The following is a 26,325-nucleotide window of genomic DNA, read 5'->3' on the forward strand; positions in this document are numbered from 1 at the left end:
AGAACCGGATAGTCGCGCCCGGATTGTAACGGTTCGGTGACGGCGGGCGGGGATGACGCAGACAGAGACAGATCGCACAGGCATCAATCGCTGGAAGACGCTGGACAAGGATCTCGGGCGGATTTCACGGCTGGAACTGGCGACGCAATATGTCGCCCGTCCCCTGATCGCGCCGGGGCTGGGGCTGGCCTTCATCGTGCTGGTCGCGGTGCTGGCGGCGGTGTTTTCGGGCGGATCGCCCGACCGGCTGATTGTGATCGCGGCGGCGGCGTTTGGGGCCTATATGGCGCTGAATATCGGCGCGAATGATGTCGCCAACAACATGGGCCCCGCCGTCGGGGCCAATGCGCTGTCGATGGGGGCCGCAATTGCGATTGCGGCGGTGTTTGAAACCGCAGGCGCGCTGATTGCCGGGGGCGATGTCGTCAACACGATCTCGGGCGGGATCGTCGCACCCGAAAGCCTTGCCGACAGTTCGGTTTTCATCTGGGCCATGATGTCGGCGCTGATCGCCGCTGCGCTGTGGATCAACCTTGCGACATGGCTTGGCGCGCCGGTTTCGACCACGCATTCGGTGGTCGGGGGCGTGATGGGGGCGGGCATCGTTGCGGCAGGCCTGATGGCGGTGAACTGGCCGATGATGGGGCGGATCGCGGCAAGCTGGATCATCTCACCCGTTCTGGGGGGCGTGATTGCGGCGCTGTTTCTGGCGTTGATCAAGGCGCGGATCGAATATGCCGAGGACAAGATCGGCGCGGCGCGGCGCTGGGTGCCGGTGCTGATCGCCATCATGGCGGGGGCTTTCGCGGCCTATCTGGCGCTGAAGGGTCTGTCAAAGGTGGTGCGGGTCTCGATGCCGATGGCGCTGGGGATCGGGGGCGTTGTCGGCGGGCTGGTCTGGGCGGGCAGCGTGCCGATGGTGCGGCGACAGTCCGAGGGGCTGGAGAACCGCAAGAAATCGCTGAAAAAGCTGTTCGCCGTGCCTTTGGTGGTTTCGGCGGCGCTGCTGTCCTTTGCGCATGGGGCCAATGATGTGGCCAATGCGGTGGGGCCGCTGGCGGCGATTGTCCATGCCGTGCAGGATGGCGGATCGGCGTCGCGGGTGGTCATTCCGCTTTGGGTCATGGCGATCGGTGCGGCGGGGCTGAGCTTTGGTCTGATGCTGTTCGGCCCGAAACTGATCCGCATGGTGGGCGGTGAGATCACCAAGCTCAATCCGATGCGGGCCTATTGCGTGGCGCTGTCGGCGGCACTGACGGTGATCGTGGCAAGCTGGCTGGGTCTGCCCGTGTCCTCAACCCATATCGCGGTGGGAGCGATCTTTGGCGTCGGGTTCTACCGCGAATGGCATGCCGAACGCCGCGCCCGGATGCTGGGACTGCAAAAGGGCAAAGCCGTCGCCGTCGAGGAACGCCGCCGCCGCAAGCTGGTGCGGCGGTCGCATTTCCTGACGATCATCGCGGCTTGGGTGGTGACGGTTCCGGCCACGGCCTTGTTGGCGGGCGGGGTCTTCTTCCTGTTCCGCCTGATCGCGGGTTGAAAAACAGGCTGACGGCCAAAGCAATCTGAAGTCCGATACACCCGAACCCGGGGGTATTGATCGCTTGCGCCCCCAAATTTCCTGCGTCTGAGGGCTATGCGCTGATGCGGGGCAGGGGAGGGGGGGCGGCAACCGCCCGCCCTGCGACTTCTCAGGTCTCGGGGATCAGTATCTCACGCTTGCCCACATGGTTTGCGGGGGTGACGACGCCCTGTTCTTCCATCTGTTCAACCAGTTTCGCGGCCTTGTTATAGCCGACGCCCAGTTTGCGCTGGATATAGGAGGTCGAGCATTTGCGGTCCTTGGCCACAACCGAGACGGCCTGATCGTAAAGCGCATCCTCGCCATCGGTATTGCCGCCCAAGCCCAGCACAAGGTCGATATCGGACGCGCTGTCCTCGGGCGGGCCTTCGACCACGCCCGACATATAGGAGGGCGGGCCGAAGCTTTTCAGGTGGTTGACGATCTCCTCGACCTCTTCATCCGAAACAAAGGGGCCGTGGATCCGCCCGATCCGCCCGCCGCCCGCCATATACAGCATGTCGCCCATGCCCAACAGTTGCTCGGCGCCCATTTCACCAAGGATCGTGCGGCTGTCGATTTTCGACGTGACCTGAAAGCTGATCCTTGTGGGGAAGTTCGCCTTGATCGTGCCGGTGATCACATCGACCGAGGGGCGCTGCGTGGCCATGATCAGATGGATGCCGGAGGCCCGCGCCATCTGCGCCAGACGCTGGATGCAGGCCTCGATCTCCTTGCCTGCGACCATCATCAGGTCGGCCATCTCATCGACGATGACCACGATATAGGGCAGGGCAACGGGGGCAAATTCCTCGGTCTCGAAGACCGGCTCACCGGTATCCTCATCAAATCCGGTCTGGATGGTGCGGCGGAACAACTCGCCCTTGGCCAGCGCCTCACGCACGCGGCCATTATAGCCCTCGATATTGCGGACGCCCATCTTGGACATCTTGCGATAGCGTTCCTCCATCTCGCCCACGACCCATTTCAGCGCGACAACCGCCTTTTTCGGGTCGGTCACGACGGGGGACAGAAGATGCGGGATGCCGTCATAGACGGACAGTTCCAGCATCTTGGGGTCGATCATGATCAGGCGGCATTCCTCGGGCGTCAGCTTGTAAAGCAGCGACAGGATCATCGTGTTGATCGCCACCGACTTGCCCGAACCCGTCGTCCCCGCGATCAGCAGGTGGGGCATCTTGGCAAGGTTGGCGACAATGGGTTCACCGCCGATATCCTTGCCGAGCGCCAGCGGCAGGCGCATGTTGCTGTCGCCGAAATCGCGGGCTGCAAGGATTTCCCGCAGCACGACCTTTTCGCGCCAGGCATTCGGCAGTTCGATCCCGATGACCGACCGGCCCGGAACGGTGGAGACCCGCGCCGAAAGCGCCGACATCGACCGTGCGATATCATCGGCCAGACCGATCACCCGGCTGGCCTTCAGGCCGGGGGCGGGTTCCAGTTCATACATGGTGACGACCGGGCCGGGGCGGACCGAGACGATTTCGCCCTTCACGCCGTAATCGTCCAGCACGGATTCCAGCATCCGGGCGTTTTCCTCCAGCGCGTCCTCGGACAGGGTGTGGCGCTGCACGGAATCCGGGCTGGCCAGCAAGTTCAGGGGCGGCAGTTCATACTGCACCGCTTTGGTTTCGTCGAAGCGCAGGCTGGGCTGCGCCTCGGACAGGGCCTGACGTGAGGGGGCAATGGGCTTGCGCGTGACCGGCTGCACGATGCGGCGGGCCTCGGGCATCGTGGCGCGGGACAGGGGGGCCGAGACGGTCACGATCTGCGGTTCGGGGCCGTAATCGTCATCATCGTCCATCGCATCGAAATCATCCCGTGCGTCGTCATCCCAAGGCGCATTCTGCGGAGTGGCGGACGCGACATCGGTCAGCGCATGGTCCGGCGCTGTGGCGTCGTGATCCTGCCAATCCTGCGCCTGCCAATCGTGATCTTGTGCGTCCTGCGCCTGCCAGTCCTGCAATGCGCTGCCGTCATGGGCCGGGGCAAGGGCCTGCAGGTCACTTGCGGTGACGGGTGGTTCGGGCGGCAGGGCAATCCGGGCTTGCGGCGCAGACGCCGGGACGCCCTGTGCGGGCTGTTGGGGCGCGCGGGTCGCGATCAGCGGCTGCGGTCCGCGCCGGTTGACCGGAGGCTCACGCCGCGAGATCGCGGCCTGCAAGGGCGATTGTGCCTGAATGGGCGGGCGCACCCGCGACCGGATCACGTCATTGATCCGCGCCTTGATCCGATCTTCCGGACCTGCATTTGCCATCGAGGCGGCCGTGCTTGCGGCGGCGGCGGTCACCAGAGGTTCAACCGGCACCGCGCGGCGGATCAGTTGCGGCATCCGGGACAACAGCCCGCTCCGCGGTTCCGCTGCGCGCTCTTCGGCCATTTGGTGATGGGGTTGGGCCGGCTCGATCACCGGTTCGGTCTCAACCCGCCGCGCGCCACGCAAGGCGGGGGCGGGGGCGAAACCGGCAGGCGCCTGCGTGGCCGCAACGCCCCGGTTGGCCCGGTGCAGGGGTGCCGGGTGCAATTCGCCATGGGCAATCAGGGCCGGGGCCGGGTCATGCGCCTCGGCGGCCATTTCCCGGCGGCTGCGGGCGCGTTCCTGCATCGCGGCAGCAGCGCGCAGCGTGCCTGCGGCAGATCGCCCGGCAAGGGTCAGCACCTGCGCATAGGCCAATGTCGAGCCGATCAGAAGGAAGCGCCCGATGCGGCGCAGTTCGGCCATGTCGAATCCGGTGACGTAAAGCCCCATCGTCAGCAGCGCCGCGCCGAAAATGACCGACAGCAGCTTCAGCCCGAACCCTGCCCCGACCGGCAGCACCGCCAGCAATGCGCCCAGCATCGTGTCCCCGAACAGCCCGCCCAGACCGATGGCCGGATGCGGCCAGTCCGGCCCCGGCACATGCGTCGCGGCAAAGACCGAGGCAAAGGCGACCGCAATCACGGCAAAGACGATGCGCCCCGGTGCGCGATCCTGTCCGATATGGGCGACGAAACGCACGCCCCAGATGCCAAGGATCACCGGAATGCCCCAGACACCCTGACCGCCGATGATATACAGCGTTGACGCGACCGCCGCGCCGAAACGGCCCAGCCAGTTATGCACCGGCGCCTCGGAGGCGACCATCCAACCCGGATCATCGGCGGTATAGCTGGCAAACATCGCGGTAAAGGCAAGGGCCGCCACCAGAAGGCCAATCCCCAGCAATTCCCGGCCCCGCCGTTCCAGCATGGCCTGGGTGTTCTGATCCAGAAGCGGATCGCGCTGCCTGATGTTGTAGGATGCCATTCGTTACCGTCCTTGCCCGAAAAGACAGTCGCAGAGCCGTTCAAGCCCGCGCTGCGTTTCTTCGATTGGGGCGACCAGTGCCACCCTGATATAACCTTTGCCAGGGTTTTCACCCTGCACATCGCGCGACAGATATGCCCCCGGCAGCACACGCACCCCGGTTTCCTGCCAGAGCCGCAGCGCCGCCGCCTCACCATCGGCCACCGGCAGCCAGAGGAAGAACCCACCCTCGGGCGCCTGATAGCCCTGCATCCCGCCGAAAATGCGGTCGGCCAGCGCGAATTTTTCCCCATACATCGCGCGGGAGGCGGTGACATGCGCCTCATCCTGCCAGGCGGCCTCGGCGACCTTTTGCAAGGGCAGGGGAAGCGGCGCACCGGCAAAGGCGCGCAACTGGCGCAGCCGGGCCATGACCTGCGGCCCACCCGCAACAAAACCGGACCGCAGCCCCGGCAGGTTTGACCGTTTCGACAGGGAATGAAAGCTCAGCACCCGGTCGGGATCGGCGCCGATGCGGGTGGCGACCTCAAGGATGCCGGGGGGGGCCGTGTCGCGATAGACCTCGGCATAGCATTCATCGGCAAGGATGCGGAAATCATGCTTTTCCGCCAGCGCCAGCAGATCGGCCCAGTATTCGGTTGATGCCACCGCACCCTGCGGATTGGCGGGCGAACAGATATAGCACAAAGCCGTGCGGTCCAGAACTTCGGCGGGGAGGGCGGCGAAATCGGGCAGATGGCGGGTTGCCGCGATGGCGGGCACATAGACCGGATCGGCCGCGACAGCCAGCGCCGCCACCGCATAGACCTGATAAAAGGGATTGGGCATCAGAACGACCGGCCGCGCGCCCGCCTTGGTTTCCGGACACAGGGCCACGGCGGCGTTGAACAGCCCTTCGCGCGTGCCGTTCAGCGCCATGATGTGGTCTTCGGGCATTGCGACGCCATAGCGTCGCTGCAGCCAGCCCGAGATTGCCGTCAGCAATTCGGGCGTGCCGTCATTGGGGGGGTAAACCCCGAACCCGTCCAGATGGGCCGCCAGCACCGGCCCGACGAAGGCGGGCTTCGGGTGGCGGGGCTCACCGATGGTCATGGCGATGGGATCACCGCCGGGCGGATGCGCATCCAGAAGTTTCCGCAGTCGCGGAAATGCGTAATCCGGCAGGTTCGAAAACCGCTCAGGAAATGCCATTGCTGCCTCGTTCGTCGGGGTCATAGGGCGCCCCGTTGCGGACAGAGTAGCGTCCCGACCGGCGCGGGTCCAGTCAAAGGCCGCAAGCATTTGTGGCGGCACGCGGAATTGTGGCTTTTCGGTCCTGACGGCGCGCGCGCAAGGAGGCGGCGCAGCGGGGGCGGGCAGGGCAGGAGGCGCGCGGCGGTTCAGGCCGCCAGCGTGACAATGATCGGCCCGCCCCGGGTGGCCACGACCGTATGTTCGAACTGCACCACCGGCGCGGGCGGATCGCTGTAAAGTGTCCAGTCATCGCCGCGCTGGGTGCGGGCCCATTCTCCGCCCCGCGACAGGAAGGGTTCGACCGTCAGAACCAGCCCCTTATGGATGCGGCGCCGTTCATGGCGGTCTGGCCATGTCGGCACCGCCTCAGGCTCTTCATGCAGGGCGCGCCCGGTGCCATGGCTGGCCAGATTGCGGATCAGCGTATAGCCGCGTGCCTTGGCGAAGCGTCCGATTGCCGTGCCGATGCCCGCCAGCGGGCGGTCATGGCGCACCTGCGCGATGCCGATCTGCATGGCGCGTTCGCCGTCCTGACACAGCCGCTCCAGCGCCGGACGGACCCTTCCCGCGCGGAAGGTGGCACCGGTATCGGCGAAATAGCCGTCCTTTGCGGCGGAGACGTCGATATTGACCAGATCCCCTGCCGCGATGGCGCGCTTGCCGGGGATGCCATGGGCAATCTGTTCATTCACGCTGATGCAGGTTGCCCCGGGAAAGCCATAGGCCGATTGCGGCGCCGAAACCGCGCCTTCGCGCTCCAGCGCGGCGCTGCCGATGGCATCAAGCTCGGCGGTGGTGATGCCCGACTCGATGGCGGCGGCCATCTGATGCATGGTCCGCGCCACGATCCGCCCGATGGCGCGCAGCCCGTCCAGTTCTTCCTGTTTCGTGATCGTCATGGTCTGTCCTGTGAGGGGGCCTGTCGCGAATCTTTCGGGGGGGTGCCGGCGGGGGGGTGCCGGGGTCTGTCCCGCGCAGGCTAACATGGTTTTCCGGGCCTGTCGCCCCGGCGGCGGCAGCGGTCTTGTCGGGGCAGGGGGCAGGCGTTAGGGTCCGCCTCAAAGGAGCAAGGCGATGAAGAAAATCGGCATGATCGGCGGGCTGAGCTGGGTTTCGACTGCCGAATATTACAGGCGCGTCAATGAGATGACGGCAGAGCTTGCAGGCGGGGTCAGTTCCGCGCGGATCGTTCTGGAAAGCGTGAACCGGCAGGATTATGTGACCGCCGTGATCGACCGGCAGGATGAGGCCGCGGCCTGTGCCCAGATCGCGCAATCGGCGCAGGCACTGCAGGCGGCGGGGGCGGATTTCATCGTCATCACCTGCAATGACGTGCATCGCTTCGTCCCCGCAATCCAGCGGCAGATCGACATTCCCTTCCTGCATATCGCCGAGGTGACGGCAAAGGCCATCGCGGAGCGGGGTCTGGGCCGGGTCGCAATTCTGGGCGTGCGCAAGACGATGGAAAGCGATTTCTATCCGTCCGTCCTTGCCGGCCACGGCATAGCGGCGCTGATCCCGGAGGAGGAGGAAAAGCGCTTCGTCCATGACAGCATCTATGACGAACTGGTGCAGAACCGGTTTCTGGATGGCACGAGGCAGGCCTATCAGCGCCTGATCGCGGATCTGGGGGACCGGGGGGCCGATTGCGTGGCGCTTGCCTGCACCGAGATCCCGCTTTTGCTGACGCCGGAACAGTCCCCGCTTCCGGCCTTTTCCACCACCGAACTGCATTGCCAAGCGGCGGTGCTGCGGGCCTTGGGGCAGGAGGGTTAGGGCCGTAGGGTTAAAGGCCGGGCAGGCCCCGCATTCCTTGGCCGGGGCCATCGCCCCGGTCATGCGAAGCGGTCGCCCCGAAGGCCGCCGGACAGCGCCTGCCTACCCCAACGGCCGGGCGCTTCGCCCCCGCCCGGGCCGGCGCTGTCCTTTGTCGGCTCGTCCGGCTGGCAGTCCCGGAGCAAGGGTTGCGTGACAGGCGGGGAAAAGCGGTGCTTTTCCCGGTCCGCCCCAGCCCTCGGCATTCCTACCCCAGCGCCCGCTCTGCCGCCGCCCCCAGCCGCAGCAGGCGTTCCTCGGCCATCGGTGCGGCCAGAAGGCTGATCCCGCAGGAGGGCTGGCCGGTGGGCAGGCTGAGGCCGCACAGGCCCATCAGATTGCCGATGCGGGTGTTGCGCAGTGTCAGCAGGTTTTCGGTGACATAATAGGCGTCATCTTCCAGCAGGCGTTGCGCATCGGGGGGCAGGATCGGACAGGTCGGCATGATCACCGCGTCATAGCCTGCGGTGCGGTCAGCCCAGATGCGGCGGATCTCGCGCAGGCGGCGCCAGCCTGCGACGTAATCGGCGGCCTTGAAATCCGCGCCGGAGCGGAAGCGTTCAAGGATGCGGGGAAACATCTTTTCCGGCGCGGCCTCGATGGTGTCGCGCCAGATGCCATAGGCCTCGGCGGTGAACAGAAGCGCGGACAGGCCCATCGCCTCGGACAGTTCGGGCAGGCGCAGCGTGTCGATCCGCGCGCCCGCACGCGCCAGACGGTCGGTAGCACCGTCATAGCCGGTGGCGGGTTCGTCGCGCAGATCGTCAAGGGCAACGGTTTCCAGCGCCAGCAGCCGCGCGCCCTGCAGGCTTGCCCCTTCCAGATCGGCGGGCTTGCCGCCTTCCATCGCGGCCAGCAGCAGCGCACAATCCTCGACGCTGCGCGCCAGCGGGCCCACGGTGTCAAAGGTCTCGCACAGGGGCACCGTGCCTTGCAGCGACAGCCGCCCCTCGGTGGTCTTGAGGCCGACCAGATCATTCCACGCCGCCGGGATGCGCACCGATCCGCCGGTATCCGACCCGATCCCCGCCGCCGCCAGCCCGAAGGCAACCGAGGCCGCCGCGCCAGATGACGACCCGCCGGGCACGGCACTGGGGTCATTTACATTGGGCGGGGTAGCGGTGACCGGGTTCAGCCCCAGCCCGGAAAAGGCCAGTTCCGACATATGGGTCTTGCCCAGACAGACCAGCCCCTGCGCGGTGGCGGTATGCAGCACCTCGGCATCGGTGTCCGGCACCCGGCCCTTCAGCAGGGCGGAACCCGCCTCACACGGGGCCTCTGCCGCATCGAACAGATCCTTCCATGAGATCGGCACCCCGTCCAGCGGGCCGATGCGATGGCCGGATTTGGCCCGGTCGGCGGCGGCGATGGCCATGGCACGCGCGCGGCGCGGCGTGCTGCGCGAATAGATGCGCGCGGCCTCGGGGTGGCTGTCGATGGCGTCCAGATAGGCCTCGGTCAGTTCCATCGCGTTGATCTTGCCCGCGCCGATCCCTCGCCCCAGATCCGCCGCCGTCATCCACAGCCATTTGCCCGACATAATCCGCCCTCCGCCTGTCCGCGCGCGACGTTAGCGTCACTGGCGCGCATGGACAATCCCGCCCGACGGCCCCATCTTCGCATCATGGAACGGGATTGCGATATTCTGATTGTGGGCGGTGGGCTGAACGGCCCCGCACTGGCGCTGGCCTTGGCGCAGGCCGGGTTTTCGGTAGGCGTGGTCGATGCCCGCCCGGCTCCGGCACGGGCCGAGGCCGGGTTTGACGGGCGCGCCTATGCGCTGGCGCAGGCCAGCAAGCGGCTGCTTTCGGCCATCGGAATCTGGCCCGGCCTTGCCCCACTGGCCCAGCCGATCCTGCAGATCAAGGCCAGCGACGGGCGCGCGGGCGAAGGGGCAGCAGCGTTCTTTCTGCAATTCGATTCCGCCGAGACCGAGGACGGCCCGATGGGTTTCATGGTCGAGGACCGGCATCTTTATGCCGCGTTTCTTGAGGAGATGACGGTGGCGGGCGTGCGGCTGTGGTCGCGCGAAAGCGTTGTCGCGCAAACGGTCGATGCAGGCGGTGTGCGGGTACAACTGGCCTCGGGCGGCCATCTTTCGGCGCGGCTGCTGGTGGGTTGCGACGGTCGCGCCAGCGGCACGGCAACCCGCGCGGGCATCGGGCGGACGGGCTGGGGTTACGGGCAGACCGCGCTGGTGACGGCGGTGGATCACGAACGCCCCCATGACGGGATCGCGCATCAGTTTTTCATGCCGGGCGGCCCCTTGGCGATCCTGCCATTGCGGGGCAACCGGTCCTCGATTGTCTGGTCCGAGGGGGCTGCGCAGGCGGCAGCCGTTCAGGCCCTGCCCGATGCCGGTTACCTTGCTGCCCTGCGTCCGCGTTTCGGCGATTTTCTGGGCGATATCGCGCTGGCGGGGGATCGCTTTACCTATCCGCTCAGCCTGACGCTGGCCAACCGGTTCGTAGCGCCGCGCGTGGCGCTGGTTGGCGATGCGGCACATGGGGTGCATCCGCTGGCGGGGCAGGGGCTGAACCTTGGCCTGCGCGATGTCGCGGCCCTGGCCGAGGTGCTGGCCGAGGCCGCACGGCGCGGTGAAGATTTTGCCGCCGCCGATGTGCTGGAACGCTATGAACGCTGGCGGCGCTTCGACACGGTGGTGATGGCTTTGGGGATGGATACGGTCAACCGGCTGTTTTCGAACGACAACCCCATCCTGCGTCTGGGGCGCGATCTTGGCCTGGGCGCGGTCTCGGCCCTGCCCGCGTTGCGGCGGCGCTTCATGCGCGAGGCGGCAGGGCTGGAGGGCGATCTGCCGCGATTGTTGCGCGGGCTGCCTGTCTGACGGGACCGGCCTGATTGCGCCTGTCCCGCGGCGCCTCCGAACGGTCTGCCGGAGGCCCCGGCACTGCGTGAAATGCCCCCTCTTTCATCGCGGCAAGGACAGGCCGGGCTGTGACGCAAGGTCATGTCGCGGGCTTGGCCGGGCGCTTTGACCGGGCAATCAAAATTGCTTGCAACAGAATGGAAAACCGGGTCATTGAAGACTATTGCCCACCGAAAAGAGAGGGCGGAACAGACAACATGGGAGTCTCCATATGAAAACGGTGATCGCCGGCCTTGGTGCCGCGCTCTTGTCCACGACAATGCTTGTGACCTCGGTTTCGGCCGAAACGATCCGCTGGGCGCGCGGCTCGGATGCGCTGACGCTGGACCCGCATTCGCAAAATCAGGGCGTGACCCATAATTTCGCCCATCACATCTATGAAACGCTGGTGGACCGCGATGTCGAGGGCACGCTGCAACCGCGTCTGGCCCTGTCCTGGGAAATCAAGGCAGATGACCCGACCGTCTGGGTGTTCAAGCTGCGCGAAGGCGTGACCTTCCATGACGGCGCGGCCTTCACCGCCGAGGATGTGGTGTTTTCGCTGGACCGCGCGCGGTCGGAAAAATCCAACATGCGCCAGTTGCATGTCGATGTGGACAGCGTGACCGCCGTTGACGATCTGACCGTCGAGGTCAAGATGAAGGGCCCGTCGCCGCTGTATGTCAATAACCTGACCAACACCTTCATGATGGACAAGACCTGGTCCGAGACCAACAATGTGGTCGAGGTGCAGGACTATGCGGCGGGCGAAGACAATTACGCCGTGCGCAACACCAATGGCACCGGCCCCTACAAGCTGGTCTCGCGTGAGGTGGATGTCCGGTCGGTCATGGCCGTGAATGACGACCACTGGGCCGAGAACAAGCCCGCCGTGACCGAAATCATCTATCTGCCGATCTCGGATGCCGCGACCCGCGTTGCGGCCCTGCTGTCGGGCGAGGTGGATATCGTTCAGGACGTGCCGGTGCAGGATATCGAACGGCTGACCGGAACCGACGGCATCAAGGTCGAGACCGGGCCGGAAAACCGCGTGATCTATTTCGGCTACAAGTTCGGCGATGCGCCGCTGAAAACCTCGAATGTCACCGAGGGCAACCCGTTCAACAACCCGCTGGTGCGTGAGGCGATGGAACTGGCTGTGGACCGGGACGCGATCAAACAGGTCGTGATGCGCGGGCAGTCGGTGCCGACGGGCGTTGCCAACCCGCCCTTCGTGGCTGGCTGGACGCCCGAGCTTGATGCCTATCCGGCCGTCGATCTGGACCGTGCCCGCGAATTGCTGGCCGAGGCAGGCTATCCCGACGGGTTCACCGTCACGCTGGACACGCCGAACAACCGCTATGTCAACGATGAGGCGATCAGTCAGGCCGTGGTCGGCATGCTGGGCCGGATCGGCATTCAGGTCACGCTGGCCTCGCGTCCGGTGGCGCAGCATTCGCCGCTTGTCACCTCGAACGAGACCGATTTCTACCTGCTGGGCTGGGGCGTTCCGACCTTCGATTCCGCCTATGTCTTCAACGATCTGGTCCATACCAAGGATGGCAGCTACGGCGCTTATAACGGCGGGCTCTATTCCAACCCGGAACTGGATGAAAAGATCCGCTCGCTGGGCACCGAGACCGATCTGGCCAAGCGTGACGCGACCGTGGCCGAGATCTGGCAGGTGGTGAAAGAGGACCGCGTCCTGCTGCCGATCCACAATCAGGTTCTGGCCTATGCCATGGCCGACCGGATCACCCTGCCGGTCCATCCCGAGAACCAGCCGCTTCTGACCTCGGTCACCTTCGCGGACTGAGCGGACCCGACCTGACCTGCCGCCGCGACGGACCCCGGTCCCTCGCGGCGGTTTTCCTTTCCTGACGGAGGTGGTCGATGCTGGCCTTCATCATCCGGCGACTGGCGCAGTCGGTGCTGGTCATGCTTTTCGTGGCGTTGATCGCCTTTGTCATCTTCCGCTATGTGGGCGATCCCATCGCCAGCATGGTGGGCGTCGAAACCCGGCTGGAAGATCAGGAGATCATGCGCGACCGACTGGGTCTGAATGATCCTGCGGTGATCCAGTTCCTGCGTTTTGTCGGCAATGCGATGCAGGGGGAATTCGGCATTTCCTACCGCCTTCAGCAGCCGGTGACGGAACTGATCCTGTCGCGTCTGCCCGCCACCATTGAACTGGCCTTCGCCTCGGCCATGATCGCGCTGGTGTTCGGCGTCGTGCTGGGGGTGTTTACCGCGCTGAAACCCAAAAGCCTGCTGAGTGGTGCCGTCATGTCGGCCTCGCTGATCGGGGTCTCGCTGCCGACCTTCCTGATCGGGATCGGGCTGATCTATATCTTTTCAGTCGAACTGGGCTGGCTGCCCTCCTTTGGACGCGGTGAGGTGGTCGATCTGGGCTGGTGGCGCACGGGGCTTCTGACCGAGACGGGGCTGAAATCCCTCATCCTGCCCGCGATCACCCTGTCGCTGTTCCAGTTGACGCTGATCATGCGGCTGGTGCGGGCGGAAATGCTGGAAGTGCTGCGCACCGAATATATCCGCTTTGCCCGCGCGCGCGGGCTGACCCAGCGCGCCATCAATTTCGGCCATGCGCTGAAGAACACGCTGGTGCCGGTCATCACCATCACAGGGCTGCAACTGGGATCAGTCATCGCCTTTGCCATCGTGACCGAAACGGTGTTCCAGTGGCCGGGCGTCGGGTCGCTGTTCATCACCTCGGTGCAGGTCGTCGATGTGCCGGTGATGGCGGCTTACCTCATGTTCATCGCGCTGGTCTTCGTGTTGATCAACCTTGTCGTCGATATCCTCTATTTCGTTGTCGATCCGCGTCTGCGGGTGGATGGCGGCAGCAGCGGGAAATAAGCCATGAGCAGCCAGGACATGACCCCAGCCCCCGCCCCCGGAACCCCTGCCCCGGTCGCCCCGCCCCGCCCGACGGGCCGCCTGCGCCGGATGCTGGACAGCGATATCTTCTATTCGTGGAAACGCTCGCCTGTCACGGTGATCGCGACCTTTACCGCGCTGTTTCTGATTCTGATGGCGCTGATGGCGCCCCTGATCGCGCCGCATGATCCGTTCAATCCGGCGTCATTGAACCTGATGGACGGGTTTACCCCGCCCGCCAGCGCCAGCGCCTTTTCGGACAACTGGTTCCTGATGGGGGCCGACAATCAGGGCCGCGACGTGCTGTCCACGATCATGTATGGCAGCCGGGTTTCGCTGTTCGTCGGCTTCATGGCGACGTTGTTCGCGGTGGTGATGGGCATGGGGCTGGGCCTGGCCGCCGGTTACAATGGCGGCATGATTGACGCGGTCATCATGCGCGTTGCGGATATCCAGCTTTCCTTCCCCGCCATCCTGATTGCGCTGCTGATCTTTGGTGTCGCGCGCGGGGTGATCCCGGCGAACCAGCAGGAAAGCATGGCGATCTGGGTGCTGATCCTGGCCATCGGCCTGTCGAACTGGGCGCAATTCGCGCGCACGGTGCGCGGGGCGACGATGGTTGAACGGGAAAAGGACTATGTCGCCGCCGCGCGCATCATGGGGGTGCATCCGGTGCTGATCCTCTTGCGCCATATCCTGCCCAATGTTCTGGGTCCGGTGCTGGTGATCGGCACCATCGGGCTGGCGCTGGCGATCATCGAGGAGGCGACGCTGTCTTTCCTTGGCGTGGGCGTGCCGCCGACGCAACCCAGCCTTGGCACGCTGATCCGCATCGGTCAGCAATATCTGTTCTCGGGCGAATGGTGGATCCTGTTCTTCCCGGCCATGACGCTGATCCTGCTGGCGCTTTCGGTCAACCTTCTGGGCGACTGGCTGCGCGATGCCCTGAACCCCAAGCTGCGCTGAGGAGAAAACCATGACCGAACCGCTGCTTTCGGTGCGGGGCCTGACGGTGGAATTTCCGACCCGTCACGGCATCCTGACCGCGGTCGAGGATATCGACCTCGACATCATGCCCGGCGAAGTGCTGGGAATGGTGGGCGAATCCGGGGCGGGCAAGTCGATGACCGGCAATGCCATCATCGGGCTGATCGAACCGCCGGGTCGCATCGCGCGGGGGGAGGTGCTTCTGAAGGGGCAGCGCATCGACAATCTGCCGCCTGATGAAATGCGCGCCATCCGGGGCCGCCGCATCGGCATGATCTTTCAGGATCCGCTGACCTCGCTGAACCCGCTTTACCGCATCTCGGATCAGTTGGTGGAAACCATCCGCACCCATCTGCCCCTGTCGCGGGATGCGGCGCTGAAACGGGCGATCGGGCTGCTGGATGATGTCGGTATTCCCGATGCGGCACGACGGATCGACGATTACCCGCATCAGTTTTCGGGGGGCATGCGGCAGCGGGTTGTGATCGCACTGGCGCTTTGTGCCGAACCCGATCTGGTCATCGCGGATGAGCCGACAACGGCGCTGGATGTGTCGGTGCAGGCGCAGATCATCGAGGTGATGAAACAGCTTTGCGCCGAGCGCGGTGCGGCGATCCTGCTGGTCACGCATGACATGGGCGTGATTGCCGAGACCGCCGACCGTGTGGCGGTGATGTATGCGGGCCGGATCGCCGAAATCGGCCCGGTGCGCGATGTCATCAAACACGCGATGCATCCCTATACGGCGGGGCTGATGGGGGCGATCCCGCGACTGGGCGAGAACCTTGACCGGCTGAGCCAGATCCCCGGCGCGATGCCGCGCCTGTCGGCCATCCCGCAGGGCTGCGCGTTCAATCCGCGCTGTCCGCGCGTGATGGATCGCTGCCGGGTAGATCGTCCGGGCCTGCTGGAACCCGTGCCGGGGCGGCGCGTCGCCTGCTGGCTTTATCCCGAGGAGGCACAGGCATGAGCGGACCGCTGCTGGATGTGCGCAACCTGTCGCGTCGCTTCGACGTGTCGAAACCCTGGCTGAACCGCAAGATCGAGGGGCTGGAGCGGCTTTATGTCAAGGCCGTCGACGATGTCAGCTTTACCGTCAACCGCGGCGAGACCTTCGCGCTGGTGGGGGAAAGCGGGTCGGGGAAATCGACCATCGCGCGGCTGATCGTGGGCCTTCTGAAACCCACGGCCGGTGAGATTTTCTTTGACGGGCAATCCTTGGCCAAGGGGTTGAACGGGGCCGAGGCGCGGCGTCTGCGCCGCCGGTTCCAGATGATCTTTCAGGATCCGCTGGCCAGCCTGAACCCGCGCTGGCGCGTCACCGATATCATCGCCGAACCCTTGCGCGTGTTCGAGGGCGGCATGGCCGACCGTGAGCGCCGGTTGCGGGTGGGCGAATTGCTGACGCTGGTGGGGCTGTCGCCCGAGGATGGCGTCAAGTTTCCGCATCAGTTTTCGGGTGGACAACGCCAGCGCATCGCGATTGCCCGGGCGCTGGCGGCGCGTCCCGAATTCATCGTCTGCGACGAACCCACCTCGGCGCTGGATGTGTCGGTGCAGGCGCAGATCCTGAACCTGATGAAGGATCTGCAGCGTGAATTCGGCCTGACCTATGTGTTCATCTCGCATAACCTGCAGGTGGTGCGGCATATGTCCGACCAGATCGGGGTGCTGTATCTGGGGCGCCTGGCCGAGGTGAATTCGGCGGCGGGCCTGTTTGCCGCGCCGCGCCATCCCTATACGCGGATGCTGCTGGACGCGGTGCCCGATATCGAGATGACGGGCCGGGGCCGCAGGAAGGTCGAGGGGGAAATCCCTTCGCCGCTGTCGCCGCCGCCGGGCTGCACCTTCCATCCGCGCTGTCCGCTGGCCAATGACCGCTGCCGGCGCGAGGTGCCGCACCTGCGCGCGGGCGTGGCCTGTCACGCGGTCGAGGAGGGGCGCGTTCCGGCCTGAACCGCCGCCGCGCCGCTTGCCGTTGCGTCGCCCCTGACCTTGACCATGACCTTGACCCCGGGGGGGCAAGGGGCTACGCCCATGCCGTCCCGTTTCCCCAGACCGCAGGAGCGTCCCTTGGCCAATCCCTCTCTTCTTATCCTCGCCGGTGACGGCATCGGTCCCGAAGTCATGACCGAAGTGAAAAAGATCATCGACTGGTTCGGCACCAAGCGCGGCATCGCGTTCGATGTCTCCGAGGATCTGGTGGGCGGCTGCGCCTATGACGCGCATGGCACGCCGCTGACCGATGCCACCATGGCCAAGGCGCTGGCGGTGGATGCGGTTCTGCTGGGCGCTGTCGGCGGGCCGAAATATGACAATCTGGACTTTTCGGTAAAGCCCGAACGCGGGTTGCTGCGCCTGCGCAAGGAAATGGATCTCTATTCCAACCTCCGCCCCGCCCAGTGTTTCGACGCGCTGGCCGATTTTTCCTCGCTCAAGCGCGAGATCGTGGCGGGCCTCGATATCGTCATCGTACGCGAACTGACCTCGGGCATCTATTTCGGTGAGCCGCGCGGCATCATCACCGAAGGGAATGAGCGGGTCGGCATCAACACCCAGCGTTATACGGAATCCGAAATTGCCCGTGTCGCGCGCTCGGCCTTTGAACTGGCCCGCCGTCGCAACAACAAGGTCTGCTCGATGGAGAAGGCCAATGTGATGGAATCCGGCATTCTCTGGCGGCAGGTCGTGCAGGAAGTGCATGACAAGGACTATCCCGATGTCGAACTCAGCCATATGTATGCCGATGCGGGCGCGATGCAGCTGACCCGCTGGCCCAAGCAGTTCGACGTGATCGTGACCGACAACCTGTTCGGCGACATGTTGTCGGATCTGGCGGCGATGCTGACCGGCAGTCTGGGCATGCTGCCCTCGGCCAGCCTTGGCGCGCCGGCGGCGAATGGTCGGCCCAAGGCGCTTTATGAACCGGTCCACGGCTCGGCTCCCGATATTGCCGGACAGGGCAAGGCCAATCCGATTGCCTGTATCCTCAGCTTCGCGATGGCGCTGCGCTACAGCTTTGATCTGGGGGATGAGGCGTCGCGCGTGGAACAGGCGGTGGAAAAGGTGCTGGCCGACGGTCTGCGCACCGCTGATCTGATGGGCCCCGAGGGCGGCACGCCGGTGTCCACCTCGGCCATGGGCGATGCGGTCGTGGCAGCGCTGGACGCAAGCCTTTGACCCTGCGCTGAAATTCCAGACGGTCCCCTGCCGCACCCGGCGTGCGGGGGGCCGTCTGACAGGCGTGCCGCCTAGCCGATCCGTGCGCGGCTGCCCTTCCAGACGGTGAAGGCCACGGCTGCGGCAAAGCCCAGCATGGCGGGTGTCAGCGCCTCACCCAGCAGGGCGGCGGCGATGGCCAGCGTCACGAAGACCTGCAAAAGCTGCACCTGCCCGACCCGCGCGATGCCGCCCATGGCAAGGCCCCGGTTCCAGAAGATGAACCCCGCGAACATCGACCCCAGCCCCAGATAGGCAAGTGCTGCAAGCGCCCTGCCGTCGGGCGCGCCGATGCCGCTGTCCCACAGCGCCCATGTGCCCGCCGCCGTGACCGGTAGCGCCAGCACCAGCGCCCAGGCGATCACCTCCCATCCCGGCCGTGTGCGCGACAGCTTGCCCGAGACGACATAGCCCAGTGACGTGACCACCGCCGCGCAGAGCAGCCACAGATGGCCGATTCCGGGCGCGATCCCGCTGCCGCGCAGGGTGAAGGCGATGACCAGCGCCGCCCCCGACAGGCTCCACCCCCAGAAGGCGGGGCCGGGGCGTTCCCCCCCAATCAGCGCGGCAATCCCGGCGGTCAGCAGCGGCAGAACGCCCAGCACGATACCGCCATGGGCCGCCGGAACCGTCTGCATCGCGACATTCAGAAAGCCGGGAAAGCCGAAGACCAGCGTCGCCGCGACCACCAGAAAGGCCCGCCATTCCGACAGGGGCGGGGGGCGGCGCAGCAAAGCCAGGGCCAGCCCGGCGGCACTCGTCGCGATCAGCGCCCGGGCAAACATGATGAAAAGCGGGCTGAACCCGTCCAGCGCGATCCGGGTGGCGGGCAATGTGCCGCCAAAGATGACCACGCCACAAAAGCCCAGCAACAGCCCGGCAAGTGGGCGTCGATCCTGGCCCGGCGGGGGCGGTGCTGCGGTCATTTTGCCTTGCGCTCCGGGATGCTGCGGGTCAGTTTCCTTTCCATACCAGTAAGCCTGAAGTGGATACCAGCCCATGCGAATCGCCAATCCCAACCTGCGCGGTGCGCTGTTCGCGCTTATGGCCTTTGCGATTTTCGCGACGCATGACGTGGTGGTGAAGATTCTGGGCGCCAGCTATTCGCCGGTGCAGATCATCTTTTTCTCGGTGCTGTTCGGCTTTCCGCTGGTCACGATCATGCTGATCCGCGATCCGATGGATGGCAATCTGCGCGCGCGGCATCCGTGGTGGTCGCTGACGCGGACGGTTGCTGCGGTGATTACCGGGGTGACGGCCTTTTATGCGTTTTCGGTGCTGCCGCTGGCGCAGACCTATGCGATCCTTTTTGCCACGCCGATCCTGATTACCCTGCTGGCCATCCCCATTCTGGGTGAAAAGGTCGGCCTGCGGCGCGGCATTGCGATTGTGGTGGGTATGCTGGGCGTGCTGATCGTGCTGCGGCCGGGCGGGGCGGATCTGGCCCTTGGCCATGCGGCGGCGCTGGTCGCAGCGGTGACCTCCTCGCTGGCCTCGGTGATCGTGCGGCGCATCGGGAAAGAGGAACGCTCGGTCGTGCTGCTGCTTTATCCGATGCTGGGCAATTTCATTGTGCTGGGTCTGGCGCTGCCTTTCGTCTATCAGCCCATGCCGGTGCTGCATCTGGGCATGACCGGATTCATCGCGCTGTTCGCCTTTGTCGCGATGCTGTTCGTGATCGCCGCTTACCGTGCCGCCGAGGCGGTGATCGTGGCGCCGATGCAATACAGCCAGATGATCTGGGCCGCGATTTTCGGTTATCTGATCTTTGACGAGGCCCCAGATGCGCTGACGCTGCTGGGGGCGGCGGTGATCATCGCCAGCGGCCTTTATATCGTGATGCGCGAAAGTCGCCTGAATGTGTCACGCCACAGTCCTGTGCTGCAATCGCGGTCGCGGCCCGAAACCGGGATCATGCCGCGCATCAGTGTCATGCTGCGGCGTGGCGCGAAATCCGGCGGCCCCGAGGATGCGTGACCGCTGGCGGGAACGGGTCACCCGAACAAGCACACATAAGCCCCTTGCAAATCACCGGCCAAGTGTTTAACCCGCTGCCCACGGTCGGAGCGTAGCGCAGCCTGGTAGCGCACCTGCTTCGGGAGCAGGGGGTCGGAGGTTCGAATCCTCTCGCTCCGACCAATAAAATCCCGCAGTAACAACAGCTTAGCAACACCCCTCGGGGGCGCGGCGCACCTTGCGCGGTAGCATCATAGCGCTGTGCTAGCTTGGTAGCGTTATCGACCGAATCCCCATGCCGACAGCAAAACGCCCCCACCTTGCGGTGAGGGCGCTACAGCGTCGGACCCGGAGAACGAAAGGGCAAGCCCCGCTGCTGGTCCCGTTCGATTATCGAGGCACGGTTTCCTTGTCCTCGTCGCAGCGACACCTGCTGCGCCTGTCAGCCCCAAACCTCCTGACAGTTTCTCATGGCACTGAGCTTTCCCAAATGCCGTTCCGTTGACGGTGCAAGTGATCCCACACCCGGTCGCGCTCCCATCGGCGCAGGGCAGCGAGCACAAGCGGGAAGTCTACGCGGTCCAGCCCCTCGGCACCCTCAGCGAAACCATCAACCGACCCGTATAGCTGGACGATAGGCGACGGGGTTGCGGTGCGGGCTGTCTCAAGTCGCTGGACGCGCGCCAGCAGGGTGCGGACGCTGGGCACAGATCAATCCTTGTCCAGCGCCCGCAATGCTGCGCCAAGGCGCGGGGCGGCGGCGAGGTGCTGGTCGGCATAGCGCTTGCGCGCTGCGACCGCCTCAGCGTCCCGCTGGTGGATGGCTTGCCGATCTTCAAGGGTTGGAGGGGTAGCGCGCTCGCCACCAGCTTTCAGCGGTCGGTCGTCATCGTTCGTCATGGTGCCACCTTCAATGTCTGGAGAACTGCATAGGCCTCAGCCCGCGTGTCAGGGTCGTCGCAGTCGCGCATCACCTCCAGCATGGACGCGATTGCTACCTGCCGCAGCCTGCCGCGTGCCTGATCGTGCATCTGGGCCAGCCTGTCGCGGTGCTTGGCGGTAAACTCGCCAGCCGTCATCGGCACCAGTTCAACGGGGTATGCCATGCGGTCGGCCATGCGCACCGCCCAGCCCACAGCGGCCCGATAGTCTGCCACGGGGCATGTGGTCAGCAGCTTTCGCCCCTCGGGGGTGCCAAGGTAGGTTTGCACAAAGCTGTCCTCGGGCAACGGTTCATAGGCGTAGACGGTGTTTCGGTCGGTCTTGAGAATAGCCATCAGATTTGCTTCGCCTCCAATGTGATGATGCGGGATTCAAGGTCTTCCACCGCGCGGATGCCTGCGACCGACTGGATGCACCCGATAAGGATGCGCGCTGTGTCGGCATCCAGCTTGCCCTCGCTCACCGCGATAAGGATTTGGCGGGCTTGCTCGGACAGGGGCGCGTCGTCGCTCAACTCGAACTGGACCCGTTCCGCCTGCGCCCGGATGGGCGGCGCAATGCGGGCAAGGGCGATGTTCGCCGCCTGCATGTCGCCCTCCAACGCCTTCGCCGTGACAACCTTGGCGATGGCAACGGCGTCGTCCGCAAAGGCAGCTTGCAGCTTCTGCCGCTTGTCGATGATGCCCTTGGGACGACCAGCGGGGTTCGGGCTGGGCATTCCCGGCGTCCACTTGGAGGGCGCGGCGGTTTCAGATGCTTCCGTCATGCGGTGTATTCCGTGATTTGAGCAGTTTTCGATCAGGACGCATGGCGCGAATAGATGGCGGCGGAGGCGTCACGTTTGGCGCGAACCTCCTGAGGCGTGATGGTGCGAACGATGCGACCCTGTGCGCCCTGCACCGGGATGCCGCCCACCGCGCGATCCATGTCCTTGAACACGATGCTTGCCCGAGACAGCAGATGTTCCCGCGCAGCGACCATCGCGCGCAGGCGTGCCATCTTCTCCGGTTCGCGCTGTTCGTTGTAGCGGCGCAGGTAGAAGGCGTGCTGTTCCTTCGTCAGTCCGCTGAGCATGGGCGGGCCGCCCAACGCCGCCGACAGCACCTCGTCATCGCGCTCTGCCAGCGCCCGGTCCAGAATCTCGGTGCGCTTGTCTGACCCCTTCAGGGTGGCGCGCACCTCGCCCGAGATCATCGACGATGCCCGTTCCTTCACCGGCTGGGAAAGTTCGGTTTCGAGGTAGTCGATGCCGCGCTTGAGGTTCACTGCCGCCGCGTCAAACTTCTGGGTGACACCCTTCAACTTGCTGCGGGCATAGTCATCCGCCTTGAGCAGCGCAGCGGAATCGGTGAGCGTCGGGTCGGCAAACGCGGCATCGCGCACCTCGTGGATTGCGGAAATGAACTGGTAGGCGCTCTGGAACGCCTCAACCGCCGGCGCGACGAAAGGCGCGGTTTCCTCGGTCACATCCTCAAGGCCAAGCACCAATTCAGGGTGCAGGTCTGCGGAGACGCGGACGTTGATTTTCTCGGACATGGTGCTGTTAACCCCTGATACGGCTGGAATGCTGCTGTTATGGTAGCTGCTCTCAATGAAAGTCCGCAATAGGATCAGTGGCTTAGGTCCGTTTTGCCCCATACAGCGGATATGAAGGTCGAGCCACTGGCACGATGCCCCTGCGTTGCACTCGCTGCGACTGGCCTCGATACAGATGCAGCGGGAAACTACTAGGTGTTTCACTGCACCTCGCCGCAGGGTAGCGCTCTGTGCTCGCTGTGCGGCGGCTACAGCGCTGATCACGACATGGGCCACCATGAGCTCCTCCCCGGAAATCGGACAGTGACGGAAGCTACGATCTGACGTTTGCTGGTCTCCAAGGACGAGGAGATCAGGCATGCGGAAACGCAGGAACCATGACGCGGGCTTCAAGGCGCGCGTGGCACTTGAGGCCGTTAAGGGCGAGCGCACTGTGTCGGAGTTGGCGGCCGAATACGGCGTGCATCCGACGATGATCCATCAGTGGAAGAAGGCGCTGCTCGACGGGGCTGCGGATATCTTCGAGCGCGGCGGCAGAAAGCCCGTTTCGGAAGTGGATGAGGAGACGGTTCGGTCGCTGCACGCCAAGATTGGGGAGCTGGCCGTCGCCAACGATTTTTTGTCACGAAAGCTCAAGCCGTGGACCGGCAAGTGAGGCGTAGGATGATTGAGCGGTGCCATCCGGCGTTGTCGATCGGCGCGCAGTGCCGCCTGCTGTCGATCTCGCGCTCGTCCTACTATCATGAACCGGTCGGAGAGACGGAGCAGAACCTCGGGCTGATGCGGGTCATTGACCAGCAGTTCCTCGACACGCCCTTCTACGGTGTCCGGCAGATGACCTGGCATCTGCAGAACGAGGGGTATGGTGTGAACCAGAAGCGCATCCGGCGGCTGATGCGGCTCATGCGCCTGATGCCTATCTACCAGAAGCCCAACACCAGCAAGCCGAGAAAGGGCCACAAGACCTATCCCTATCTTTTGGCCGGGTTGCGCGTGGATCGGCCCGGTCAGGTCTGGTGCGCTGATATCACCTATTTGCCGATGCGGCGGGGCTTTCTGTATCTGGTGGCGATCATGGACTGGTTCACCCGCAAGGTGCTGTCCTGGCGCATCTCCAACACGCTGGAAGCCGACTTCTGCGTCGAGGCGCTGAACGAGGCCATCCACCGCTTCGGCGCGCCGGGGATCATGAATACGGACCAAGGTTCACAGTTCACGTCCTTCGCCTGGACTGACCGCTTGAAACGCGTTGGCACACGGATCTCGATGGATGGCAAAGGGCGCTGCATCGACAATGTCTTCATCGAGCGTCTGTGGCGATCGCTGAAGTATGAATGCGTCTATCTGCACGCCTGGGAAACAGGATCGCAGGCCAAAGCCGCCATCACATCCTGGATCACCTTCTACAACCATCGACGACCCCACACTGCCCATGGCGGCCAACCGCCTGCCGTGGTCTACTTCAACAGCATCGAAACCGATCAGCAGGCGCAGGCGGTAGCTTAAATATCCCCGAAAACTGTCCAAGCATCGGGGAGTAGCTCACCATGCGTGCCCATTATGCCGAGCGCGGCTGTGCGCAGCGCTGCAAGCGTAGCTGTCAAAGGAGCCAGCAAAGTTTTCCTTGGCGGACGGCCAATCGTGACGCTAAGTTCACAAAGTAGCGAGGAAATGGGGCGGCGGATGGTGGAACTGTCAGATTGGACACTTTCAGAGCGATCCGACTATTTATATTTCCACTTCGACGTTAAGGGGCACGCGCTCAAACTTGAAACCTTCATTCAGACAGCAGAAAGTGCTCGGCGCGTCATTGAAGCGCTGGATGCCACGTTTTTCGGTGGCTCCCTTGATTATGAAGTTGTTGTTGTCCCGCCAGAAGATGGATCATTTCTGTCCAAATTGGCGCTCTGGGTGGTCGGTGGCACTTCGGCAGTATTTGCATTCATTAACACCAGCACGGGTGCAGCGTTTGTCGAAGGCCTGACCGGGCATCCACCATCGCATTGGGCTGCAGAGGCAGGAAAAGGAACTCGCGCGATATTGGATGAAGTAGGGGAGTTAGTGGCACCGAGCGCAGAACCGGAAGATGAGGGTGCCAAGAGGAGTGAAGAGGAGGCTGCATGTCGCGAAACTGCCCGGATCACGGTGGAGCTTACCCGAGCAATTCTTGAAAGCAGTCCCGAGCGACTCCAGAAAGTTGGCATGGAGATTGGCGATCTGCCTGAGGCACTTGACGCACGGGCGGACTTTTACCTTGCCTGTATTGAGGATCGAGAAGTTAAGCGGATTGGCTTTACACCAGATGATGACTTTCCGATACCGAGAAACTCATTCCCGTCGAGAGCTGTTAAGCCTTCTCGCAAAGAGCCAGACGAGTCCGCCCCAGAATGGATTTCCGCCGTTGAAAGCATTTATGTCACCTCGCCCAACTGGGACGAGGAGGATCAAAAGGCAAGGCAGTGGAAAGGTAAGGACCAGATTCGCCGGGATTGCTACTTCGTAATCGAGGACCGCGAGTTTTGGCAATTGGTGAAGCGCAAGTCTCTACATGTGGAGGTCCTCGACAGGCTAAGGGTTCAATGGGCGTATCAGATGGTGGACGGGCGACCGAAGAATCGACGTGTTCTCCGGGTCTTGGAGTTCAACGGTGATAAGTTGGCTGACCCGCTCGACCATGATGCTCTCAGCGCGATTCTTGGGGATTACTCCGCCGTAGAGGCATCGCGCGGCCAGCCTTCACTTTTTGACAAAGAGTAGGACTCTACGTTGAGTGGGTTTTTTGGGCAGGCTTCGCTGCTTGGGATGCCACCATCACCGGGCACAGCCGCCCCGCACAGCGCTGGCCCGCACCAGCCGCCACCATTGCCGCGCTGCACCCTGCGCCCGCACCATAGCGCCAGCACAGCCATCGCGCGCCCTATACGCCACCCTCGCCTGCCCTCTGCGCAGCACACTTGGTTCAACGGCGCGGCAGGCAGGGGGCTAGGTTGCGTTTTCGTCCCTCGCCCAAACCAGAACTGTCCCCGTCGCTTAGGTATCGTCGCCCAACAAACCAATAGCTTGGCGGTCGGCTGAACTGATGCCCGCCGCCCCCCGGCCCCTCCCCAAAGCCCCCCTTTGCATAAAGTGCTGCATGGGGAAAATCGGGTATGTCCATTGTGCTGCCCTTTTTAGGGAGGGGGGCGCAGGGGTAGCCGGGGGGCATTTGGCCCTCTTTCATGCCGGGGGGCTAAGGGAGGCAATGGGTCCGGGCATTCGGGTCAGTTCGCTTTCAACGGCCAGCAAATGGGCACCCCGCCACCGCTGTGCGTTCCTAAGCACCCACACCTTCACCTTCGGTCGCCCAAAAAGCGCAAAGGGTCGAGGCATCGGTTCAATGCCCGCCTTGCGTGCAATGGGCGGCAAGACTGCCCATTTGCGACCTGCATCAGCAACAAAGTTCGGGTCCATTGTTGATTTTCACCCAGAACTGACCCGGGTAGGCGTGTAATTTTCATTGAGATTTGACCCATGTGACCCTTCTCCCGCGCGGTGAGCGACGGGGGGCAATGGAGTGATAAACATGGGACTATTGAACGTCATTCGAACGCTGCGTTTGCGGCATGGGCTTGCGATCCGCGAGATCGCCCGACGCACCGGCCTATCCCGCAACACCATCAAGAAGCATCTGAAGGCCGGGACGGTTGAACCGCAGTTCGCAACGCCGGAGCGGCAAAGCAAGCTCGATCCCTTTGCCGATAAGTTGGCGGGCTGGCTGAAGACCGAGGCAGGGAAGTCGCGCAAGCAGCGGCGGACGATGAAGCAGTTGCACGCCGATCTCGTGGCGCTTGGCTTCACCGGCTCTTATGCCCGGGTCGCGGCGTTTGCACGACGGTGGCGTGCCGATCGGCAGCGCGAGCAGCAGACGACGGGGCGCGGGACCTTTGTGCCGCTGCATTTTGACCCGGGCGATGCCTTCCAGTTTGACTGGAGCGAGGATTTTGCAGTTCTGGGCGGCGAACG

General features: G+C 64.3%; 22 protein-coding genes and 1 tRNA gene. 14 read left to right on the forward strand and 9 right to left on the reverse strand.

Annotated features, from left to right (window positions below; genetic code table 11):
• The first annotated feature begins 52 nt into the window (after positions 1–52).
• Positions 53–1,540, forward strand: coding sequence for an inorganic phosphate transporter (locus tag JL811_RS07490; RefSeq protein WP_202687855.1), 1,488 nt, complete (start codon positions 53–55; stop codon positions 1,538–1,540).
• A 151-nt stretch (positions 1,541–1,691) separates the two neighbouring features.
• On the opposite strand, the gene JL811_RS07495 is transcribed toward JL811_RS07490, so the two are convergent.
• The 3 genes from JL811_RS07495 to map all read right to left on the reverse strand — a co-directional run bounded on the left by JL811_RS07495 (position 1,692) and on the right by map (position 7,000).
• Positions 1,692–4,868: a DNA translocase FtsK gene (locus tag JL811_RS07495; protein ID WP_202687856.1), complete on the reverse strand. Its 3,177-nt coding sequence runs from the start codon at positions 4,866–4,868 to the stop codon at positions 1,692–1,694.
• Positions 4,869–4,871: 3 nt separating this feature from the next.
• Positions 4,872–6,059 (reverse strand): aminotransferase class I/II-fold pyridoxal phosphate-dependent enzyme, encoded by a 1,188-nt coding sequence (locus JL811_RS07500; RefSeq protein WP_202687922.1) that lies wholly within the window; start codon positions 6,057–6,059, stop codon positions 4,872–4,874.
• Between the two features lie 188 nt (positions 6,060–6,247).
• Complete coding sequence (gene map / locus JL811_RS07505; protein ID WP_202687857.1) at positions 6,248–7,000, reverse strand: type I methionyl aminopeptidase; 753 nt, start codon at positions 6,998–7,000, stop codon at positions 6,248–6,250.
• A gap of 175 nt (positions 7,001–7,175) precedes the next feature.
• Between map and JL811_RS07510 the strand changes: the two genes are divergently transcribed.
• Entirely contained in the window at positions 7,176–7,877 is a 702-nt protein-coding gene (locus JL811_RS07510) for an aspartate/glutamate racemase family protein (protein WP_202687858.1), read from the forward strand.
• 247 nt (positions 7,878–8,124) lie between these two features.
• Here JL811_RS07510 and JL811_RS07515 read toward each other — a convergent pair whose 3' ends face one another.
• Positions 8,125–9,456: an amidase gene (locus JL811_RS07515; RefSeq protein ID WP_202687859.1), complete on the reverse strand. Its 1,332-nt coding sequence runs from the start codon at positions 9,454–9,456 to the stop codon at positions 8,125–8,127.
• An 84-nt stretch (positions 9,457–9,540) separates the two neighbouring features.
• Here JL811_RS07515 and JL811_RS07520 point away from each other — a divergent pair, with 84 nt between their 5' ends.
• From JL811_RS07520 to leuB, 7 genes are all read left to right on the forward strand, one after another.
• Complete coding sequence (locus JL811_RS07520) at positions 9,541–10,764, forward strand: UbiH/UbiF/VisC/COQ6 family ubiquinone biosynthesis hydroxylase (RefSeq protein ID WP_202687923.1); 1,224 nt, start codon at positions 9,541–9,543, stop codon at positions 10,762–10,764.
• Positions 10,765–11,017: 253 nt separating this feature from the next.
• Positions 11,018–12,601: an ABC transporter substrate-binding protein gene (locus JL811_RS07525; RefSeq protein ID WP_202687860.1), complete on the forward strand. Its 1,584-nt coding sequence runs from the start codon at positions 11,018–11,020 to the stop codon at positions 12,599–12,601.
• Between the two features lie 77 nt (positions 12,602–12,678).
• On the forward strand, positions 12,679–13,662 hold the full coding sequence (locus tag JL811_RS07530) for an ABC transporter permease (protein ID WP_202687861.1): 984 nt from the start codon (positions 12,679–12,681) through the stop codon (positions 13,660–13,662).
• Between the two features lie 18 nt (positions 13,663–13,680).
• A complete protein-coding gene (locus tag JL811_RS07535; RefSeq protein WP_202687924.1) occupies positions 13,681–14,649 on the forward strand; it encodes an ABC transporter permease in 969 nt (322 codons plus the stop codon).
• 10 nt (positions 14,650–14,659) lie between these two features.
• Complete coding sequence (locus tag JL811_RS07540) at positions 14,660–15,640, forward strand: ABC transporter ATP-binding protein (protein WP_202687862.1); 981 nt, start codon at positions 14,660–14,662, stop codon at positions 15,638–15,640.
• Positions 15,637–16,626, forward strand: coding sequence for an ABC transporter ATP-binding protein (locus JL811_RS07545; protein ID WP_202687863.1), 990 nt, complete (start codon positions 15,637–15,639; stop codon positions 16,624–16,626). Before JL811_RS07540 ends, JL811_RS07545 begins: the two co-directional genes overlap by 4 nt.
• 117 nt (positions 16,627–16,743) lie before the next feature.
• Positions 16,744–17,850: a 3-isopropylmalate dehydrogenase gene (gene leuB, locus JL811_RS07550; RefSeq protein WP_202687864.1), complete on the forward strand. Its 1,107-nt coding sequence runs from the start codon at positions 16,744–16,746 to the stop codon at positions 17,848–17,850.
• A gap of 71 nt (positions 17,851–17,921) precedes the next feature.
• On the opposite strand, the gene JL811_RS07555 is transcribed toward leuB, so the two are convergent.
• Positions 17,922–18,815 carry a DMT family transporter gene (locus JL811_RS07555; protein ID WP_202687865.1) on the reverse strand — a complete coding sequence of 298 codons (894 nt, stop codon included), beginning with the start codon at positions 18,813–18,815 and terminating at the stop codon, positions 17,922–17,924.
• 79 nt (positions 18,816–18,894) lie between these two features.
• On the opposite strand from JL811_RS07555, the gene JL811_RS07560 reads away from it, so the two are divergent.
• Both JL811_RS07560 and JL811_RS07565 read left to right on the forward strand, forming a co-directional pair.
• The gene (locus JL811_RS07560) at positions 18,895–19,866 is read left to right on the forward strand and encodes an EamA family transporter (RefSeq protein WP_202687925.1); all 972 of its coding nucleotides are present in this window, start codon (positions 18,895–18,897) and stop codon (positions 19,864–19,866) included.
• 85 nt (positions 19,867–19,951) lie between these two features.
• A tRNA-Pro gene (locus JL811_RS07565) sits at positions 19,952–20,028 on the forward strand.
• Positions 20,029–20,556: 528 nt separating this feature from the next.
• On the opposite strand, the gene JL811_RS07570 is transcribed toward JL811_RS07565, so the two are convergent.
• Genes JL811_RS07570 through JL811_RS07585 form a run of 4 tightly spaced genes read right to left on the reverse strand, consistent with a single transcriptional unit; the run spans position 20,557 to position 22,323 of the window.
• Entirely contained in the window at positions 20,557–20,745 is a 189-nt protein-coding gene (locus tag JL811_RS07570) for a hypothetical protein (protein ID WP_202687866.1), read from the reverse strand.
• Complete coding sequence (locus JL811_RS07575) at positions 20,742–21,122, reverse strand: hypothetical protein (protein WP_202687867.1); 381 nt, start codon at positions 21,120–21,122, stop codon at positions 20,742–20,744. The genes JL811_RS07570 and JL811_RS07575 overlap by 4 nt, the downstream gene beginning before the upstream one ends.
• A complete protein-coding gene (locus tag JL811_RS07580; RefSeq protein ID WP_202687868.1) occupies positions 21,122–21,553 on the reverse strand; it encodes a DUF5681 domain-containing protein in 432 nt (143 codons plus the stop codon). The genes JL811_RS07575 and JL811_RS07580 overlap by 1 nt, the downstream gene beginning before the upstream one ends.
• A gap of 32 nt (positions 21,554–21,585) precedes the next feature.
• Positions 21,586–22,323 carry a hypothetical protein gene (locus JL811_RS07585; RefSeq protein ID WP_202687869.1) on the reverse strand — a complete coding sequence of 246 codons (738 nt, stop codon included), beginning with the start codon at positions 22,321–22,323 and terminating at the stop codon, positions 21,586–21,588.
• 358 nt (positions 22,324–22,681) lie between these two features.
• Between JL811_RS07585 and JL811_RS07590 the strand changes: the two genes are divergently transcribed.
• The 3 genes from JL811_RS07590 to JL811_RS07600 form a co-directional block, all read left to right on the forward strand.
• A protein-coding gene (locus JL811_RS07590; RefSeq protein WP_420496767.1) for an IS3 family transposase occupies positions 22,682–23,829 on the forward strand; the annotation gives its coding sequence in 2 pieces (ribosomal slippage) (positions 22,682–22,952 and positions 22,952–23,829; 1,149 coding nt in all).
• Positions 23,830–24,006: 177 nt separating this feature from the next.
• Positions 24,007–25,080: a hypothetical protein gene (locus tag JL811_RS07595; protein ID WP_202687870.1), complete on the forward strand. Its 1,074-nt coding sequence runs from the start codon at positions 24,007–24,009 to the stop codon at positions 25,078–25,080.
• Positions 25,081–25,885: 805 nt separating this feature from the next.
• Positions 25,886–26,325 (forward strand): IS21 family transposase (locus JL811_RS07600; RefSeq protein ID WP_475636549.1); only part of this gene is annotated, 440 nt, incomplete at its 3' end.

This window comes from Szabonella alba (assembly GCF_016765775.1).
GTDB lineage: Bacteria > Pseudomonadota > Alphaproteobacteria > Rhodobacterales > Rhodobacteraceae > Szabonella > Szabonella alba.